The sequence below is a fragment of the Fulvivirga sp. AWR4_260 genome, assembly GCF_056158185.1.
In genome coordinates, this window is sequence record NZ_JBSWSU010000015.1 from 1790830 (window position 1) to 1809945 (window position 19116).

Consider the following 19116-nt stretch of genomic DNA (forward strand, 5'->3'; position numbering starts at 1 on the left):
GCTAATACCCTAATGCGGGAGATCGGTACAGCGAAGCATTAGAAGGAATTTGTAGACAAAAAAGAGTGATAAAAGGCCACCTCAGGGTGGCCTTTTAAATTTTAATCTTATTTGATGAAGACTGGTAGTGACGTTACCTTTCCTTCTTGAATGATTTTTACTAAATACATACCCTTGTGAAGTCCGTGGGTAGGTATCTTAATAGTTCCAGATTCTATTTTGCTATTCACTTGCTTAGTGATTTTACCAGATAGGTCTACTATGCTAATTTCTGCATTAGAAGAGATTCCTTGAATGATAAATTCGTAAGAAGCTGGGTTAGGGAATAATTCAATTTCAGTAGATGAAGTAAGGTCAGTATTGCCAATTCTTCCTGCGCTGCTACCGTTGATTTCGAAATGTGCCCAACCTACATTAGCCTCATATTGGATATAATATTTTCCATCTATTTTAGGAGGCATGCTATTAGACCAAGTATTAGTGAAATCAACACCGTTAATAGTTACAGAAGTTGTATTCCATGAGTTTATAAAACTCACAGTGCCTGATGTTACCCAGCATAAGCTACCTGCTCCATTATAAGCATACGAAAGTGTAATAGGAGATGGGTTGTCACATGCGCCACTAGGTGCTTCAGTTACTGATATAGCTACAGTTTCAGACGATGTCAATTCACCATCGCTTACCGTTAAGGTAATGGTGTAATTTCCTGCAGTTGTATATGTTTTGCTTGCAGTTACGCCTGTAGCAGATGTGCCATCACCAAAATCCCAAGAATAAGTGAGGTTATCACCGTCAGGGTCAGATGAAGCAGAAGCATCTACTGATACTGTTAAAGGAGCATCTCCAGAGGTAGGAGTAGCACTAAATGCTGCTACTGGAGCATCGTTGCCTGGGCTTGATACTTCTATATCAATAGTAGCTTGTGCTGATAATCCTGAGTCATCAGTTACAGTAAGTGTAGCTGTATACGAACCTATGCTGGTGTAGGTGTGAGTGGGAGCGGCACTTGTTGAGCTTGTTCCATCACCAAATGTCCATAAGTACGTAATAGGGTCTCCATCCTGATCGCTAGAGCTACTGCCATCAAACATTACAGTTAATGGGGCATCTCCTGTGGTAACATCAGAAGAAGCAACAGCAGTAGGTTTGTGGTTGACGTCAGTTCCTTCTCCAAAAAGTAATCCGTAGATTGCATTTGCTACCGCTACATCAGCCTGAGACCAGAAACGGTGGTAAGTAGTAGTATAATCGCTTCCAGAATTGTATGCTGCTTCTAATGCAGGGAAATCTGGGTCATTTCTATAGTCCGAACGGATGTCTAAAAATTTAATTCCAGGCTCAATTTCGTCTCCATTGGCCATTTCTCCTTGCCAGCCATTTGGCACATATACTTCTTGCTCAAAGAATCTGTTGTAGTCTCCTCTACTTTCTGGGTTGGCTACACCAATGCCATCTTCTTCGTAATAGTTATCCCAAACTCTATCTAATAAATCCTTAGCTAGGCCTTGTGCCTCCGTATTAAGGGTTTCGTATTTTTCTGTAGCTGCTGCATAGTAAGTTAGAGCTCTTGCAAGACAACCAGTAACACCTACATCTTGAGTGTAATTTTCTATACTTACGTGAAGTGAGCTGTTTGGTGTAGGGTTAGAAGGATTCCATGTGTTAGGAGCTCCTGACCAATTCAATGTAGAAGGAATTTGATAGCCATTACTAGTAATTTCTACTGAATTAAGTACCCAGTCCACCCAGTTATCTAATACATCTTTCGCTCTTACGTCATTGGTGATGTAGTAATATTCTGCAACACGCTCCATAGACCATGCTTGCCATCCAAACCATTCGTTACTGCCAGGGTCGCCATATACAGGGTGCTCTACATAAGCCATGTCATAAAATGTAGGTGTACCTGCAGGGTAGGCACTGTAATCTCCATTCCAGCTGTTAGTAGCACCACCGGCTATTGCACCTTCAGCTGATTGTAACCATTGGTAAAACTCTAACTGACGGTCTAAGCTTGTACCCCAGTCTTTAGCTCCATTTGGAGTTACAGGCTTTAATGGGTCAAATTCACTTAGGGCATAAGCTGCCACAGGGTTTTGGTAGCCAAAGTGGTTGTGGCTACAGCCTATTCTCCAAGCCCAGTTTTGAGAGGTGGAGATAGGGCCTCCCCAAGCATAATACCATGACATTAGATAGTGAGCACTTTCATAGCCAGTGGCTCCAGGTGCTGATGCACTTTGCACACCCATAGGCTTAAAGTATTTGTCAAACATAGCTAACCTTAGGAAGTCACCCATTTTGCTGGCATCAGCCACAGGCAAGGTGTTTTCAGGGTTTAAACCTTGCTCTTCTGCCCATAGGTAAGCCCAATACATTACTTGTACTGCTCTGGCATCTGCATCAGGAGCGTTGGTATACTTCCATTGCTTAGCAGGAGCCTGACCTTCGTCAGTGAATAGATCTAAATAGCCATACTGGCCTCCATAGCTGAAGTCATCCCAAGATGGTTGAGGTACTGTTTCCCATACTGACTCCTGAACACCTCTCTGGAAGGTATTGATGTAAGAAGGAGTACTTTCTCCATCAGCTTTGTTTCCATAGCCATAGAAGTTATCACTGTCTAATAACCAGTGCATTCCGTATACTCTAGATCCATAAGCAGAAGAAAGTTCTGAAGACACCGGGTCTTGCCCCACTGGTATTCCTGATTGCAATGGTGCAGGGTAATAAGATGGTAACGGAAATTCTGCAGCATAAGTAGCAGGAGAATTAGGGTTATAATTACCTGCTGTAGGCTGTAAGTCAGTAGTAGGGATGATATTGTCATCCATATTAGCCCAAGCGTCATTTAATGGTTGCCAGTCGCCTTCAATTCTACCATAAAGTGCTTCTAGCCAAAGCCAATAAGAATATGTTTCACTCACTGTTTCGTGCCCATAATCAGGAGCCTCTACAATTAAAGTTTCTACAGAGTGATAAGGAACACCATCAGGGCTAAAATATCCATTAGAGGGATTGTGTATTTTGTCTCTTAAAGACATAAACCGCTGAAGGTATTCATTGGTTTGTTGTTGCGCCAAGACCAAATAGGGGGCAAAAGCGCACAGCAAGGTTAAAGAATAGGTGATTAATTGTTTTTTCATAGTTGTCTCGTTTATTTATGAAATAGTTAGTTGTTTTAGTTAAAGCCACACTTAGACAGTAGTTGAGTTGTTTTTTTAGTTGATTGTGTGCTTAAATACTTTATTGAATTATGTTTTATTTTATGATTAGTTTTTCTGTGGTGATTAATTGATGCTTTTCATAAAGTTGGATGGTATATATTCCGTTAGGTAGCTCATCTATATCTATGCTGTTGGAGTCATTGAGCTTTTGATTAATAACTTTTTGACCGTTAGCATTGATGATAATGACGCTATATTCACTCGAGTTCTGAATCTTGAAAAGTAGCTTGTTTTTGGCTGGGTTCGGATAGCTCAGCCCATGCTTTTGGTCCGTTAAATGAGACATCCTACTTGAAGTAGAATTCTCATTTAACTCCATGTGTGAGTATGCAAAGTTACCCTTATAATGAATGTAGTAGTGATTATTGATTCTGTCAGGGAAAGTAGCCCCATACGTATTTGTGAAGTCTACTTCATTAATTTCAATGCTTTCCGCATTCCATGAATTGATGTATTGAATTGCCTGATCTGTAACCCAGCAATATTCTCCTGTACCATCGAAGCTAAAAGGTAAATTAATTTCAACAGGGTTGCTACAGCTCCCTTCGTTAGTCATTCCTTGTTGAATAATTTGTATGTCAACTGTGATGTCTTCTGCTTGAATTTCAATGAAGCCCTCTCTCGAAGAGTCACTGTTATTTTCTTCCACAGTAAAGGAAAGCGTGCCATTGGCATTGCCCGTAAAACTGTCGAGTTCTATCCATTCAGAGGCTGAAGTTGCGCTCCAAGTGGTATTGCACATAATAGAGGCAGATAGTTCTATTTCAGGGCTACTTAAATTGAAACTCTTCGGTGAGGCGTTAAGATATACGCTGTCATTAATTCCATTTTGAGAAATAAATAGTGTTTCAGTAAGGTTTCCTGAAGTGAAAACGATAGATGTTGACCTGGCATTACTTGTTGTATTGGCGGTGCTACTTATTGTAATGTCGCTATTTCCATTTCCAGAAGTTGCTGATAAAGAGATCCAGTCCGCATCATTAGTGGCCTGCCATGAGTTGTTTGCGGTTATGCTTAGTGAAGTTGAGTTTGCTTCGGTATTGAAAGTAATATTTTCTTTAGATAAGCTCAGTATATCACTAGGCGTTGATGATCCGTTAGGGATTTCTGCTGCCAAGTATGGAGCTAGCTTTTCCATTTTCCAAGTCACAACGTTGGCCCATTGCGTATCTAGTAGACCTCCGGTATCACCAGAGTTTGGGTTCCAGCACCAAAAAGTCCAGCTATAATCGTTGCCCATATATTCTAAAAAGCTGTCAAACCATATTTCATCTTTACCTTCAGCATCTCTAATGCCGAATTCTCCCACGAACATTGGGGCAATGTCTTGCTTGTAGATAAAAGCAAAGTGGTCTTCCCATATGGCAGGCATATTAGCCGGGAAATTAGGCACGTTGAACCAGTCTTGAGGAAAAACAGTAGGTCCGTATTCATGCGGAGAGTAAACTAATTTTGACGGGTTGGATAGCACAATAGGGTATTGTATGGCTCCCTTTAGGTTGCCTCCCCACCAGTATACATCTCCATTGAAGTCTTCAATGCCTTCTACCATGATTAAAACATCAGGGTTAACTTCTAAGATGGCATTTCCACACCTCTCTGCTGCTTTGTTCCAATCGGTGGCAGGGTTGCTGTTCCCCCAAGTGGCTGCGTCATGAGGCTCATTATTAAGGTCCATGGCTACTACAGCATCTACACCTTGGTATCTTTCAGCTATGAATACCCAGTCTGATATCCATTGGCTCTCAGGATAATTAGAAGTATACCAAAGATCTTCATTCATATAGCCTCCGGGCTCTCTTGAATGATTATCTAAAATAATCTTCATGTTATTGTTCTGGCACCAATCTACAATGATGTCAAGTATTTCTATTGGTTTTGTTTTTGTAGCTTCTTCAGCATTCATGGGGCTTACGCCCGTATAAGGGTCTGTACCAAAGCTATTGACCTTTGCGGTGGCTTCTGGCGCTAGCATGGCATTACACCAAGGGATTCTTATACAATTAAAGCCTTGGTCTTTGATCTGCTGGAGCATGCTTTTACAATCTCGTGCCCACAAGCCATGAGGCACTAATTCGTTAGTCTCAAAACCGAACCAGTTGACTCCCGTAAGCCGTACGGTATTGCCTTGGCTATCTAGTAGCTTGTTGCCTTCAGCAGTAAGATAGTTTTGAGCTCCTGCAGGTAATGATAGGAATAAGCTAAAAATGAGTAATAACAAACAGTACATAGACTGTCGTGGGGTAATTAATAGTGGGTAAGGCGTTTTCATTTTTCGTGAGGTTTAGTTAATCGAATTTAATCACCTCATTATTGCATTACAGACACTATTTTATCTTTCACTATGATTATTGTTGCGCACTTGTACTATAGTCTTCTTTTAGGATTATAGTCTTCTTATGTAGTTTAATCATACTTATAACAGGATTATATGAGCCTGTTATAAGTATGATTTCGTAATAAAGTTAAATTATGTAAGAAAGGCGTCTTAGCCTAGGTGCATGTAGTCAGTAGGGGATTGGCCATATAAATTTTTAAAACATCTGGCAAAATATCCTGGGTCACTGAAGCCCACACTATATGCTATTTCAGCAATGGTAAGGTCGGAGCTAGTGAGTAATTGGGCTGCTTTTTTGAGCCTCATGTTTCTGATGAGGATACTTACTGAGTGGCCCGATTCTTTTTTGACTTTTTTGTATAAATGAGAGCGACTGAGGTGCAGTATTTCAGCTAACTTTTCAGGGCCAAAGGTTTCATCGTGCATATGCTTATTAATAACCCGCTGTAGGTTGTCTAAGAAAGATGTTTTGGTTTTATCATTTTCCAGAGCAGGAGAATGGTTGAGAATAGTATGCGCAGAAATCTTGTCCTTTAGTTTAATGAGATTTAATAGTTTGTATCTCAATAAGGATATGTTAAACGGTTTGCATATGTAATCATCAGCTCCTACTTCAATACCCTTTAACTGATCTGAATCGCTGCTTTTGGCGGTAAGCATTATTACTGGGATATGGGCCGTTCTTGGATCTGATTTTAATTTCTGACACAGCTCTATGCCATTGATCTTGGGCATCATTACATCAGAGAGAATAATATCGGGCTGTATTTCTGTGGCTAACTTAAAGGCATCATATCCATTATTGGCTTCCCTTATGTTGAAGTTGTAACTCAAATCATCTTTTAGATACCAACGTAAATCGTCATGATCATCAGCTATTAAAAGTAAGGGTAGCTGACTGTTGTCATTGGTTTCTTGTGTTGAAATGGGGGCGTTAGAAATATTTTGATACGGATCAGGGCTTTTAAATATATGGCTGGAGTAAAAATGTTCGCTGATAGGAAGCGTTATTTGGAAATTAGCTCCTTCTCCGTGTTTACTAGTAATCCTAAATTGCCCTTTGTGGATGCTTACTATTTCTTTTACTATTTCTAAACTCGCAATTTTTTCGTCAAGTGATTCAAATGCGCTATGCTTGGGCTTTTCAAAAATATCTTTCAGTTCGTTTTTGGTTAATCCAGTGCCTGTGTAGCTGAGGTTGAGCTTGGCTGTAGCAATATTATGGGTATCTATAGTCAGTTTAAATGATACCTGACCACCATTATATGCGTAGGTAAAGCTATGCGAAAGTAAATTGTATAGTATTTTCTCTAATTTATCTTTATCGAAGAAGGCTATATGTTGTTCAACATTAAATTCGTGAGTAAACTCTATGTTGTTTTGATCTGCAGTGTAGAAGTAAGCTTCGGTAATTTGTCTGCAAAAATCTATAATATCATCTTCTGTAATTTCTAAAGGATTAGACGCTGATTCCCCATTATAGCTGGTGTTAAATTCATTTAAAATGTGGAGCAGCCTCTTAGTGTTCCTATTCATTAATGCGAGGTAGTCTTTTCTTTTTCGTTCATCTAATTTTTCGTCATCAGCTATTATTTTCTCTAGCGGTTCGTTAATAAGCGCCAGTGGAGCTCTTAGTTCATCAGAGAAGTGTGAAAGGAAACGAATTCTGAGGTGCTCTTTCGCTTGTTGCTCACTAGCAGAAAGAGCTTTTTGCTTTTCTTGGCGTTTTATTTTTAAAGTATTTAGCTTCCAGCGCAGCCATAATATTAATATAAGAGCGGAAATTAACACGTAAAATAGAAGCGCAGTAGCGGATAAATAAAAAGGAGGAGAGATGGTGAAGTTCAGGTTAAATATATCGGCTGAATCAATACCATAGAGGCTATACTTTAGTTGAAGTGTGTATTGGCCGGGAGGCAAGCTGCTGAATGCAATATTGTTTTTGTTGCCTATGTTTCTCCAATCGCTGTCTAAATTGGTTAATTTATAACTGTAGATAATGTCTTCGGGATTATTAAATGTAATTGCATTGAAGTCAATGGAGATATTGTTGAGTTCACTAGGAATGGTGAAGGTGTAATCATTCTGCGGGTTGAACACCTTGACACTATCATAATTATTAAAATAGGTTAGTCCATTAACATTGATTGGGATAGTAGGAGCTTTAGCTATCTTTTTATTAGGGTCAATTATTGTTAATCCTTGATTGCCTCCTAAATAGAATTTTCCGTTTTCACCCACTTCGGCCGCTTGGTGTATGATTTCATTGTTGTTGATGTCATAATGATTTTGGTAATTAATAAAGTGGTTGCGGCTTTCATTGTACAGGTAGATGCTATTTTTTGTAGTAACCCACAGGTTGTGATCTTTATCTTCTAAAATGGCGGTGATGTTGGGCATGTCAATACCTTCTTCTACTCCATAAGTCGTAAAAGATCCGTTGAAGGTGTCCGATGCTTTGTTTAAACCATTTTCAGTGCCTATCCATGTGTTGTTTTTGCTGTCGGTAAATACACATCTTACCTGATTGTGGGTTAGGTTGCTATTTTCCTCGTTGTATGTGGTAAACGAATTTTCATCGAGATTATAGTTGCTGATGCCCGCAACAGAACCTATCCATACCGTTTGGCTTTTGTCTATGGTAAGGGTGTAGGTCCAATCGTTAGATAAGCTGTGTTGCCAATTGAGGTAGTCTGCATTAAAAAGTACTAATGAGTCTTTAGCAGGTTTATAATATGCTACTCCTGCACCGTGTAAGCAGAGCCACAAGTTTCCAGATTCATCTTGAGTGATGTCCCTTACATCTATCTTTTTGTTGGTAGCAGCTAAATGGCTATTAAAATGTGAACTGAAAAAACTACGCGAAGAGGGGTTGTATACCTGTAAGCCGCCATCATAAGTGCCCACATAAATATTGTGCAGGTTGTCTTGAAATATAGAATAAACAGATCCTTTGCCTAAATTACCTTTGGCAGAGCCGGGTAAAAAAGTGGCTATTTCATTATTACTTTGTTTTAGTATTTGAATTCCACCGGCATAGAAACCTATCCATAAATTGCCTTCATGATCTTGTAGTATAGCTGAAATGCTTTTCTTTTCAAGCTTGTCGTATTGGCTATTATGGCTGGTGTTGTTGTCAAAATAGCCAGAAGAAAGCATAACAACCCCATGCTGATCCATACCAATCCAAAAGTTGTTTTCATCATCTTTAAACATACACTTGCTAGATAAGTAAGATAGTGAAGTCTTGATGAACTGCTTGGTGGCCATGGGAGCTTTCTGGTCAGCAGCTATGGTAAATGTGCCCATGTCGGTGCCTACCCAAACCTGTTGTGAGTTGTAGGCGTTGAGACTTTCTATACTGGTATGTGTTTCTGAAAATACTACTAGCCGCTCTTCTTTTTTGTTTACATCGTAACGAATCAAATTGCCTTCATTATCGCCTACCCACAAAATTGAATCTTTAAAAAGCAGAGCATTGATGTTTTTTATGGGTTCACCGTTTTTTTTATGTAGCTCTATATTCTCTAAATAGTTGCTGCTAGGGTTGAAATAGGAGAGACCATGATTGAGGTATCCTATCCATAGGTTGCCTTTTTTATCTGCAGCTAGGCATTGTATGTGTTCTGCATGGCGTTGGTTTTTAGAGTAGTTAAGGATAGTGCCAATATGCTTGTCTGTGGCCTCCGCTCCAATAAGATGGTGCAGTGAAGAGGTGAATTGTGTTACATTTTGGAATACTACATCTTGCAGGCCACTAATTTTATTTATGATGTTTTGGGGTATTACTGATTCTAGTTTTTCAATGCAGCTCTTGTCAATCAATATTTCCGTTTCATGAAAATACCTTTTGAAAGATTGATTTTTTTCATCGAATAAGTTTAGTCCCATACTTGTACCCACCCATAAATTATGGTTGGAATCTTCATTAATACAGGTTATGAAGTAATCTGTTAATGTGTTTTGGTCATAATCTTTATGGTTGTATCTAATAAATTGGTCTTTTTCGGGCACGTATAAGTTTAAGCCTTTTGTTTTCGTACCTACCCAAAGGTTGTTTTTATGATCTACAAATTGCGTAGTAATGTAGTTGTCAGAAATAGAGGTGGAATCTTTTTTATGAGTGTATTTTTGAAATTTTAATCCATCAAATCGATTTAGTCCTTCAGTGGTGCCAATCCATAAAAGCCCATTGTATGTTTGAGCAAAAGAGGTAATTATGTTTCCACTAAGGCCATTTTTGTTTGTATAACTTTTTATATTATCCGGAAATACTTGAGCTTTTAAATTAAGCTTCAAGCCCGCAATAAAGATTAATAGTATACCTATATATCTCATCTATTTTTCAGTTGTTATTATGTCGCTAAGCGACTTTTGATAAGTTAGTTAAAGCCACTACAACCGAATGGAAAAGCGCAGCTGCTAGTGAGGCTTTAAAAGCTTGCTTTTGTTAGTAATAGATTGATGAAAAAGCCAAAAGATAGAGGAGCCTGCGGGCTCAATGAGGTTAATTAAACTAAGCATAAATTTAGGTAGTAGGTTGAACGTTTATTATATAAGTTAGACAAAATAGAAATGAAAAAACAATATTAAGAGTGATTTTTACTTTTAATATTTTGAGGTTTATAGCGACCTAAATACTTGATTAAGCCTATTTTTAAATTTCCTAAAATTGTCACTTAAAAATGCAGAGATGTAATGCTTTGATATAGAGTTGTTTCTGCTTGGTTGAAGACATAGTGCGGGAGTATATTGTTAAGTTATTCAAATATGGATCCAATAAAAGTTTATAATAATGTAAATAAAAAAGATCCCGGAAAAGGTTTCGGAATATCTCGCATGGAGATTATATATGAGAAGCACCATGGGCAACCAGATGAACCCCACCGGCATGATTACTACACTATATTGCTAGTGAAGCAAGCGGCAGGAAAACACATTATTGATTTCAGTGAATATGAACTTAAAGGTGCTCAGGTTTATTTTTTAGCTCCGGGTCAGGTACATCAGCTCATTGAGACTGAAGCATCGTTGGGGTATTCACTTGTATTTTCTAGCCAATTTTTGGTTGACAATAACATTCCGGCCAGTTTCATAGCTGATCTCAATTTATTTTATGCATACGATCAGAATCCTCCTATTTTACTAGATGAGCTGTCTTTAGAGAGGTTATTAAAATACTGCGAGGAAATGGAGCAGTTTAACATGTCTGATGATAAATTCAAAGAACAGGCTATAGGCGCGGTTTTGAAGTTATTTTTGATATGTTGTAATAACTTGTGCTCACTGCCTCAAAATGTGGCACATAGCCAATATGTAGAGGCCGGTAACTCTATTCTAAGAAATTTTAAACAGTTAGTGGAAACTCATTTTACCGATTGGCACTCCACATCTCAGTATGCCGAAGCGCTGAGTATAACGCCAGATCATTTAAATAGGACAATTAAATCTTTGATAGGAAAAACTGCTAAGGAATACATTCAGGCACGCATCACTACCTCCGCAAAGCGTATGCTATTTTTTTCTGATTTGAGTACTAAAGAAATAGGTTATAGCCTTGGTTTTCAAGAACCGGCACATTTTAGTGCCTTTTTTAAAAAATGTACAGGAGAGAGTCCATCTTCATACAAAAAAAATAGCTGATATCGGATTTTTATAAGTCATTACCGATTTCTTGTAAGTAAATATTGTTAGAGCAGTCTCATCTTTGAAGAGTTGATAAAGCAGCCATATAAATGTTGAAAGGAGGATAAAAATGCTCAAGACAAAGAATATAAGGGTAAAGCACTCAGATTATGAGTTAATGATGAAATCAGTAGAACAACATAAAGATACAAAGGAGGATAAAATGAATACTATTTTGCACAAGGCAGGTACTAGGGGACATGCTAATCATGGTTGGTTAGATAGTCATCATACTTTTAGTTTTGCCAATTATTATGACCCACAAAGAATACATTTTGGAGCGCTAAGAGTACTTAATGATGATGTAGTGGCAGGTGGAAAAGGCTTTGGTACGCACCCTCATGATAATATGGAGATTATTAGCATACCACTTTCTGGTGATTTAGAGCATCAAGATAGTATGGGAAATGTAACGGTAATAAAAGAAGGCGATGTGCAAGTGATGAGTGCGGGTACCGGTATTTTTCATAGCGAATACAATAAAAACCCAGACAAGGAAGTGCGGTTTTTGCAAATATGGGTGTTTCCAAATAAAAAAAATGTAGAGCCTAGGTACGATCAGATAACCTTAACTAGTGGCAATACCAAAAATCAGTTTTATCAGATTTTATCTCCTAATACTGATGATGATGGTGTATGGATTCATCAAAATGCCTGGTTTCACTTGGGTGATTTTGATGAAAATGCTCAACAAACCTACCACTTAAAACAAAAGGGTAATGGTGTTTATGTGTTTGTGTTAGAAGGAGAGGTGTCTATCCACAACCAAAAATTGAGTAGGAGGGATGGCTATGGCATATCAGACACTGATAGCTTTGAGATGACTGTAACACCGGGAGCTAAGGTACTTTTAATGGAAGTTCCGATGCAACTTTAATATACCAAGCGAGTAAATGTAAGGGAGGCAGCTAATTTGCCTCCCTTTTTTATTGATATGGTTTCTTTTTTACTGTATTTAGCTTGACAAACACTACCTTGACTTGATATGAATTAAATACATTCACAAATTGTAAATGAAGCGATAATTCAACATTTGAATGGAATCATTAGAGGAGTTTTATAGGTCGAAAATGGGTGAATTACCTAGTGAGATAATTCATAGAGTGGGTAAGTTCAATGTATTTACAATGGATGCCTATGTTAATCCTGAGTCAGCATATCAGATGCCTTATAGCCGGAAAGATTTTTTTAAAATAGCGCTTATAAAAGGTGAAAACACAGTGCATTATGCAGATAAAACTATTGACATAAAAGATAACATGTTAATGTTTGCCAACCCTATGATTCCCTATAAGTGGACACCAGAAGATTCACCTCCCGCAGGTTATTTCTGTGTTTTTACTGATGAGTTTTTCAAGGGCTATGGAAATATTAACGATTATCCCATTTATAGGCCTGGTGGCATGCCATTGCTAGATTTGCCTACCAGCGAATACGATAAAATAGCAGATGTTTTTAGGTCTATGTTTGATGAGATGGAGTCTGATTATGCCTATAAATTTGATGTTTTAAGAAACATGGTTTTAGAAATTATTCATGATGCCATGAAATGGGAAAATCTCAATGTACCAGTGTCTCAAAAATCAAATTCTAATGCAGCTGAGCGTGTTACTTCTATTTTTATGGAGTTGTTGGAAAGGCAATTTCCTATAGAATCTCCTATGCAAAGGGTGCAATTAAAAAATGCTAGTGACTATGCAGATCAACTCAATATTCATTTGAATTATTTGAATAGAGTTTTAAAGAAGACTACAGGTAAAACCCCTTCGCAAATAATAGGACAAAGGTTTGCTGCAGAGGCCAGAGCTCTATTGAAACACACCAACTGGAACATTAATGAAATAGCACTTTGTCTGGGGTTTGAAGACTCTTCTTATTTTGTTAAATTTTTTAAAAAACATACAGAAGCCACACCAAGAAGTTACAGACAATAAACTAGTTTGAAAACCACCATTTTAGGTTTCTTAAAGTCTATCTACTCACGCACGCTCGCAGTTACTTTTGCATTAAATAAAAGTAATATGAAAAAAGAAAACTTATCAAATACGGGCTTAACTATTGAGGAAGAAAAATCAGTGAGAACATTATATAATGCATTTAACACCAAAGATGCGATGGCATCTTTAAGTGCTCTGTGCGAAGACTGGCAAGATATACCTTTACCTCCGGGACAAAGAGCCGGAGCAGTGGGTTTGATAGACTTGATCAAAAATGTTACAACAGTTTTTCCTGACATTCAGATTAGTATAAAGGATATAATAGGTAACAATCATATGGCGGGCGTAAGGGCCGAAATGTCTTTTACCTTCACGCATGATTTTATGGGTATAAAGGCTACAGGCAAGCACGTGAATGTAGCCTTGCATGAGTTTCATGAATTTGAAGATGGCAAAATTTTAAAAACTTGGCACCTTGAAGATTGGATTAAACTAAATTCAATGTAATTATCTTAATAATATAATTATTCTAATAAATAAAAATAGATAAAAAACATAGTCTCCCTTTCAAATCAAAATTACATTTACTATATTGCAATATATTTAATTATATAATATAAAATATAATAAAAAGATGAAAGAGGGTATTTTTAATGACAATAGTAGGGCTACATTTTTATATTCTTTTGTATTTGTGGCTTTAATAACTATTTTATTTTTGGGACTTTCTATTAATATGATTCCTGTGGCTATGTTTTCGGCTCTTATCATTATAGGTGCTTGTGTTCTTTTAGGAACATTGCTCTACTTTACAGAAAGAAATGATGGAAGTAAAACCTATCAGTGGTTTTATTATAGCATATTGTTGACTGTTTTTGCAATGTTTTTAACCGTAGTGGTTTCTGGTTGGCAAATGTCGCTAACTGAGAAAAAAGGAGATAGGGTAATTGCAGCTATTGAAAACTATAAGCAGAAATACGGAGAGCTTCCAAAAGCATTGGAAGAACTTGTTTCTACTAATGAAGTAGAAGAATTACCTTCATCATTTGTGGGGTTGAAGAGTGGTGATTTCAAGTATGTAAAAATGGATGATAAATTTAGATTAGAATATCATGCAGCATTCGGAATGAATTCTTTTTATACTCCGGACCAAGGTTGGGACTCTGAAGAGTAAAAGAATATTTGCTCACCTTATATAGTAATTTGGTGGCGGTTGTAAGCTGAGTTGTACTTATTATGTATATTCACCGTAAATATGTTTGAATATTTATTTATGGGAATACAAAATTTAACAACTTTTCTTATTGCCGCCACCATTTTTGTTTTAACTCCAGGTATAGATACCATTTTTATCTTAAACAAAGCACTGCAGCAGAGCAGGAAAAATGCTATTTGGGCGGCTATTGGCGTAGTTTCAGGTGGCATGGTTCATACATGTTTTTCCGCACTGGGGCTGTCTGTTCTTCTGGCTAATTCTGCTATTTTATTTTCTATAATTAAATATGCCGGAGCTGCTTATCTGGTATATCTAGGAGTAAAATCTATTTTTAGCAAAAAGGTTGAATATAAAATGGCCAATTCACCTAAGGCCGATACCATTTCAGCTAATTACTTCTCAGGTTTACTTACCAGTGTTTTCAACCCTAAGGTAGCGCTATTCTTCTTAGCGTTTTTTCCTCAATTTATAGAGTTTGAAGCTATTAATGAACCTACACCATTCTTTGTACTAGGATCTATTTACTCGATTTTAGGCTTAATATGGCTGTTAATAATAGTGTTTGGTGCTTCAGTTTTTTCTGTGAAATTAAAGGAGTCTCCTTATGTCAGTAAAATTATGAATAGGTTCTCAGGAGTCGTGTTTATTTTGATGGGGTTGAAAGTGGCGTTATCTAAGAAATAGTTGATGACAGGAAGTGAATTAGCAAGTCATAAGGTGGTAATGCAGGTGAGTGATGTAGATGCTGCAGAACAATTTACAATTATAGGTCAGATAAAGAATATACTTACCGCATTGCCCGATTGTAAGATAGAAATTATTACCAACGGAAAAGGAGTGGAGTTACTTTTGGAAGACAGCTGCAATGTGTTAGACTATATTCAAGAATTGCACAAAAAGAGGTCAGTACGGTTTTCTGCATGTTTTAATACATTAAATCGGTTGGGGTTAGATAATGTAAAGCTCATTTCGGAAGCCACTGTAGTACCTTCAGCATTGGCAGAGATTATATTACTTCAAGAAAAAGGCTATTCATATGTGAAGGGTGGAAGTTAGTAATCTTGCATTGATATAAGTACATTTATACTTTTGGTATAGTAAAGTACTGATTTAATCAATGTGAAATGATGCATGTCATTGAGTTTAAAAGTAAGAGTATACTTTTAATAGTCCCTTTTTTACTGTGTTTGCTTTCTTGCAAAACTTTAACAGACAGTCAGTTGTCTACTGTTAAAAGCTATGCAGCGGCAACTAAAGAATACAGTGCTTATCCTAATGAGTTAGTAGATGCATATGTTGATTATCAAAGATCATTATTTGCATTGTCGTCTCCACTTACAGCAAATCCGAAAATAGCGGCAAAAAAAATTAAGCGTAATGCTGAATTTAGCCATGCTTTAAAACTCGAAGCGGTTAAGTTAAATGCCTCATTTAATATTTTAAAAATATATGCAACCAACCTTGAGGCCTTAGCCACTACCGATGCGGATGCCAGTCTTAAAGAAAATGGAGACATCGTAGGAGTTGGACTTGATACGCTCATTTCTAAATACAATAGTCAATTTGAAGGAGATTTGCCTGTTGGTTTTGGAAAAATAGTTTTTGATGCATTGGCGTTTGCTGGTAAACAGGCCGTAACGCACAAGAGGTCTGATTACATTAAGCAGTATATGCATGAAGGGCAGGCATTAATCGATTCTATTAGTAGTTTAAGTAGTAATTTTTTTATTACTAAGGTGAAGAATGAGTGGTTGGTTGGCCTTGACGATGAGCTGGAAAGTACCCACATAGCCTTAAGAACACAGATACTGTCAGATACGGTAAATTATGGAAATTTGGTTTACGATATTTTGAAAATAGATGAGCGGGTGGCTGAAAAGTATGATCAATTATATGAACTAAGTGAAGCTAATGACAAACTGATAAGTACTATAAATGGAGCTAGTAAGGCACACCGTGCGGTTCTTAAGGAAATTCAGACTAAGAAGAAGCTCAAAACATACGCAAAAGAGCTTGGTGCCTTGGCAAGTGATGTGTCCGATTTGGCAGTAGAAATAAAGGATTTTACAGACCTGTAAATATAAATTTATGAATACCGAAAAACTCAATGGTATAAAAGAAATTAGGCTAGTACTTAATGAAACTAGAAAGCAAATTCCGCTTATGGCTGTAGGTAGTACAGAGCGTGATATGTTGGAAGAGGCGGCCTACGAAATGGAGGAATTAATACTGAAGTTGGTTAACGAAGATATTAAAGAGTTAGCTGAAGATTTGAAAACTACGCAAAAGAGAATGTCTGCACTGGCTAAAAAGGTGGCTAAAGCTAATGCCGATATAAAAGATATAAGTGTGAAGTTTGAGAAGGTGGCCAAGATAGTAGGCGCATTAGTTACTATAGTTCTAACCGCTGGTTCAGTTGGGTTATTATAATTTTTTTGAAGGTTTTTGTTTTTAGATGCATTTATTTAACTAGATTAGTAACTGGTTACGTAATTAATAATTTATGTTTTATCAAGAAGCAGGAAAAATGGTAATAGGTAGTCGTTTGAGACTACTTACTGATTTGATCACAGAAGATGCCAAGAGAATTTATAGCCAATATGGTATGGATATTAATCCCAAATGGTTTCCGATGTTTTATGTACTTGCAGAAGGCAAGCAATTAGGAGTTACAGACATAGCCCAGTTAATAGGACATTCGCACCCTTCGGTAAGTAAAATGGTTAGAGAAATGAATAAAGCAGGGTATGTGAAAGAAACTAAAGATAAGGCTGATGCTAGAAGAAATTTAATTTTACTTACCTCAAAAGGAGATGAGGTAAATGAAAAGTTAAAAGAACAGTACATAGATGTTAACGGGGCTATAGAGGAGCTAAGTAAGCGTACACGCAATGATTTATGGGAGGCAATAGGCGAATGGGAATATTTGCTAGCAGAAAAAAGTCTGTATAAGCGTGTAATGGACCATAGAAAAAACCGAGAAGCTAATCAGGTGAGATTGGTGAACTTTGAAGCAAAGTATGAATCAGCTTTTAGGGATTTAAATATTGAATGGATATCCAAATTTTTTAAAATGGAGGAAGCAGATTACCGTTCATTGGACGACCCTTATTCGGATATTTTGAGTAAAGGCGGAGCAATATTAGTAGCACTATATGATAATGAGCCTTATGGGGTTTGTGCCCTAAAAAAAATGGATGATCCGGAATATGATTATGAGCTTTGTAAAATGGCCGTGAGTCCAAAGGCTCATGGCAAGGGTATCGGCTATAAATTAGGCCTGGGTATACTTCAAAAGGCAAAAGAACTAGGAGCTAATAATGTTTACCTTGAAAGCAACACTATTTTGGTTCCTGCCATAAACCTATATGAAAAATTGGGGTTTAGAAAGGTTGTGGGGCATGCCACGCCTTATGAAAGGTGCAATATTCAGATGGCTGTTTATCTTTGATCTATGAGAAATTGGAGAAGGTCTATTGTATTAAATGTCATTGCTTTAATTGCTATTATATTGGTGTATATTTTATCGCCAGCTTCAGATGTAACAGATAGCGAACTTTTCAATTATAATAGCAGTGTAGTGCTTCCTTTTTTATCCACCAGTCTAATTTTAAATATATTGGGGTGGGTACTTTTTATCATTTTTTTATTTCAATTGAAAAAAGTACAGGCAAATAGTAAACAGATGACCATAGCGGGAATATTAAATGTCCTGCCTACACTATATTTTGTTTGGCTGATGCTGTAAAAAATTAGATAAGTACGTTATGAATTTACATAATAGTAATTGATTTTTTCTATGTAAGTTTGTTGAAATATCGATACGCAAATTGAATGCTAAAAGGATTATGGCGTGAAAATTGTAAGACGTAACGTTAATTGAATTAACTAAAACTTTTTAAATCAAATGATGAAGAAAATTGCAATCATGTGTTTCATGGTTTTGGCTGGAGTAACATTTGCAAGCGCGCAGGCACCACTGCAAGTAGGAGAGAGACAGCTTAACGCTGGTTTTGGATTCTCTGGTTGGGGTGTGCCTATTTATGCTGGTCTTGAATATGGAGTATATGATAATATCACTGCAGGAGGTGAACTTTCTTATAGAGGATATTCTGACCATTGGTATGATGCGAATGGTGATAGAAGAAGTTTCAATCACTCTATTTTTGGAGTTTCTGCTTTTGGTAACTACCATTTCAATGAGTTATTAGAAATACCTAGTGAATTTGACTTCTACGCAGGAGTGAACTTAGGAATATACATATGGTCTTCACCTTCTTATTATGATGGTAGCCATTCTTCTGGTTTAGGAGCTGGTTTGCAAGTGGGAGGTAGATACTTCTTTGATGATGACTGGGGACTTAACCTTGAATTAGGAGGAGGAACAGCATCAGGTGGTAAATTTGGAATCACTTATAAATTCTAAAACCATCCAACCATAAAACAAAAAAAGGAGCATTTAGTGCTCCTTTTTTTGTTTTAGCCTTTTATAATTTATAACCCTGCCTTAGCTTATAATTTGAGGTGATTAGATTGATTGCTTAACGTTATGTAATTATTAATTAAGACTTAATATTTGTGATATGTATAATTATAAAATATTATAATTTATATTAAAATATTTAGTTGTAAACTGTTTGATTATCAGTTAGAAGTGATTTGTTGGTGGCAATATAATACTGATCCTTATCATAAGTTATTCAAAAAGTGGTT

General features: G+C 37.0%; 15 protein-coding genes. 12 read left to right on the forward strand and 3 right to left on the reverse strand.

Features of this window, described 5'->3' with window-relative positions:
- Positions 1-107 precede the first annotated feature (107 nt).
- From ACXACQ_RS14140 to ACXACQ_RS14150, 3 genes are all read right to left on the reverse strand, one after another.
- On the reverse strand, positions 108-3146 hold the full coding sequence (locus tag ACXACQ_RS14140; RefSeq protein WP_474976604.1) for a glycoside hydrolase family 48 protein: 3039 nt from the start codon (positions 3144-3146) through the stop codon (positions 108-110).
- A 115-nt stretch (positions 3147-3261) separates the two neighbouring features.
- Positions 3262-5499, reverse strand: coding sequence for a cellulase family glycosylhydrolase (locus tag ACXACQ_RS14145; RefSeq protein ID WP_474976605.1), 2238 nt, complete (start codon positions 5497-5499; stop codon positions 3262-3264).
- 216 nt (positions 5500-5715) lie between these two features.
- A complete protein-coding gene (locus ACXACQ_RS14150; RefSeq protein ID WP_474976606.1) occupies positions 5716-9903 on the reverse strand; it encodes a hybrid sensor histidine kinase/response regulator transcription factor in 4188 nt (1395 codons plus the stop codon).
- Positions 9904-10335: 432 nt separating this feature from the next.
- Between ACXACQ_RS14150 and ACXACQ_RS14155 the strand changes: the two genes are divergently transcribed.
- The 12 genes from ACXACQ_RS14155 to ACXACQ_RS14210 all read left to right on the forward strand — a co-directional run bounded on the left by ACXACQ_RS14155 (position 10336) and on the right by ACXACQ_RS14210 (position 18829).
- Positions 10336-11208, forward strand: coding sequence for an AraC family transcriptional regulator (locus ACXACQ_RS14155; protein ID WP_474976607.1), 873 nt, complete (start codon positions 10336-10338; stop codon positions 11206-11208).
- A gap of 205 nt (positions 11209-11413) precedes the next feature.
- Positions 11414-12127: a pirin family protein gene (locus tag ACXACQ_RS14160; RefSeq protein ID WP_474978481.1), complete on the forward strand. Its 714-nt coding sequence runs from the start codon at positions 11414-11416 to the stop codon at positions 12125-12127.
- 160 nt (positions 12128-12287) lie between these two features.
- Entirely contained in the window at positions 12288-13184 is an 897-nt protein-coding gene (locus tag ACXACQ_RS14165) for a helix-turn-helix domain-containing protein (protein WP_474976608.1), read from the forward strand.
- 87 nt (positions 13185-13271) lie between these two features.
- Entirely contained in the window at positions 13272-13694 is a 423-nt protein-coding gene (locus ACXACQ_RS14170) for an ester cyclase (RefSeq protein ID WP_474976609.1), read from the forward strand.
- A gap of 127 nt (positions 13695-13821) precedes the next feature.
- Positions 13822-14361, forward strand: coding sequence for a hypothetical protein (locus ACXACQ_RS14175; RefSeq protein WP_474976610.1), 540 nt, complete (start codon positions 13822-13824; stop codon positions 14359-14361).
- Between the two features lie 99 nt (positions 14362-14460).
- On the forward strand, positions 14461-15087 hold the full coding sequence (locus ACXACQ_RS14180) for a LysE family translocator (RefSeq protein WP_474976611.1): 627 nt from the start codon (positions 14461-14463) through the stop codon (positions 15085-15087).
- A 3-nt stretch (positions 15088-15090) separates the two neighbouring features.
- Complete coding sequence (locus tag ACXACQ_RS14185; RefSeq protein WP_474976612.1) at positions 15091-15459, forward strand: DsrE family protein; 369 nt, start codon at positions 15091-15093, stop codon at positions 15457-15459.
- Positions 15460-15623: 164 nt separating this feature from the next.
- Positions 15624-16481 (forward strand): hypothetical protein, encoded by an 858-nt coding sequence (locus tag ACXACQ_RS14190; protein WP_474976613.1) that lies wholly within the window; start codon positions 15624-15626, stop codon positions 16479-16481.
- 10 nt (positions 16482-16491) lie between these two features.
- On the forward strand, positions 16492-16833 hold the full coding sequence (locus ACXACQ_RS14195) for a hypothetical protein (RefSeq protein WP_474976614.1): 342 nt from the start codon (positions 16492-16494) through the stop codon (positions 16831-16833).
- A gap of 73 nt (positions 16834-16906) precedes the next feature.
- Complete coding sequence (locus ACXACQ_RS14200; protein WP_474976615.1) at positions 16907-17854, forward strand: bifunctional helix-turn-helix transcriptional regulator/GNAT family N-acetyltransferase; 948 nt, start codon at positions 16907-16909, stop codon at positions 17852-17854.
- Between the two features lie 3 nt (positions 17855-17857).
- Positions 17858-18151, forward strand: a complete 294-nt coding sequence (locus tag ACXACQ_RS14205; RefSeq protein ID WP_474976616.1) for a hypothetical protein — start codon at positions 17858-17860, stop codon at positions 18149-18151.
- Between the two features lie 159 nt (positions 18152-18310).
- Complete coding sequence (locus ACXACQ_RS14210; protein ID WP_474976617.1) at positions 18311-18829, forward strand: hypothetical protein; 519 nt, start codon at positions 18311-18313, stop codon at positions 18827-18829.
- Positions 18830-19116: the final 287 nt, after the last annotated feature.

Bases quoted from the DNA above. Each gene is read 5' to 3' on its own strand.
- ACXACQ_RS14140 (WP_474976604.1), bottom strand. From the start codon at position 3,146: ATGAAAAAACAATTAATCACCTATTCTTTAACCTTGCTGTGCGCTTTT.
- ACXACQ_RS14145 (WP_474976605.1), bottom strand. From the start codon at position 5,499: ATGAAAACGCCTTACCCACTATTAATTACCCCACGACAGTCTATGTAC.
- ACXACQ_RS14150 (WP_474976606.1), bottom strand. From the start codon at position 9,903: ATGAGATATATAGGTATACTATTAATCTTTATTGCGGGCTTGAAGCTT.
- ACXACQ_RS14155 (WP_474976607.1), top strand. From the start codon at position 10,336: ATGGATCCAATAAAAGTTTATAATAATGTAAATAAAAAAGATCCCGGA.
- ACXACQ_RS14160 (WP_474978481.1), top strand. From the start codon at position 11,414: ATGAATACTATTTTGCACAAGGCAGGTACTAGGGGACATGCTAATCAT.
- ACXACQ_RS14165 (WP_474976608.1), top strand. From the start codon at position 12,288: ATGGAATCATTAGAGGAGTTTTATAGGTCGAAAATGGGTGAATTACCT.
- ACXACQ_RS14170 (WP_474976609.1), top strand. From the start codon at position 13,272: ATGAAAAAAGAAAACTTATCAAATACGGGCTTAACTATTGAGGAAGAA.
- ACXACQ_RS14175 (WP_474976610.1), top strand. From the start codon at position 13,822: ATGAAAGAGGGTATTTTTAATGACAATAGTAGGGCTACATTTTTATAT.
- ACXACQ_RS14180 (WP_474976611.1), top strand. From the start codon at position 14,461: ATGGGAATACAAAATTTAACAACTTTTCTTATTGCCGCCACCATTTTT.
- ACXACQ_RS14185 (WP_474976612.1), top strand. From the start codon at position 15,091: ATGACAGGAAGTGAATTAGCAAGTCATAAGGTGGTAATGCAGGTGAGT.
- ACXACQ_RS14195 (WP_474976614.1), top strand. From the start codon at position 16,492: ATGAATACCGAAAAACTCAATGGTATAAAAGAAATTAGGCTAGTACTT.
- ACXACQ_RS14200 (WP_474976615.1), top strand. From the start codon at position 16,907: ATGTTTTATCAAGAAGCAGGAAAAATGGTAATAGGTAGTCGTTTGAGA.
- ACXACQ_RS14205 (WP_474976616.1), top strand. From the start codon at position 17,858: ATGAGAAATTGGAGAAGGTCTATTGTATTAAATGTCATTGCTTTAATT.
- ACXACQ_RS14210 (WP_474976617.1), top strand. From the start codon at position 18,311: ATGATGAAGAAAATTGCAATCATGTGTTTCATGGTTTTGGCTGGAGTA.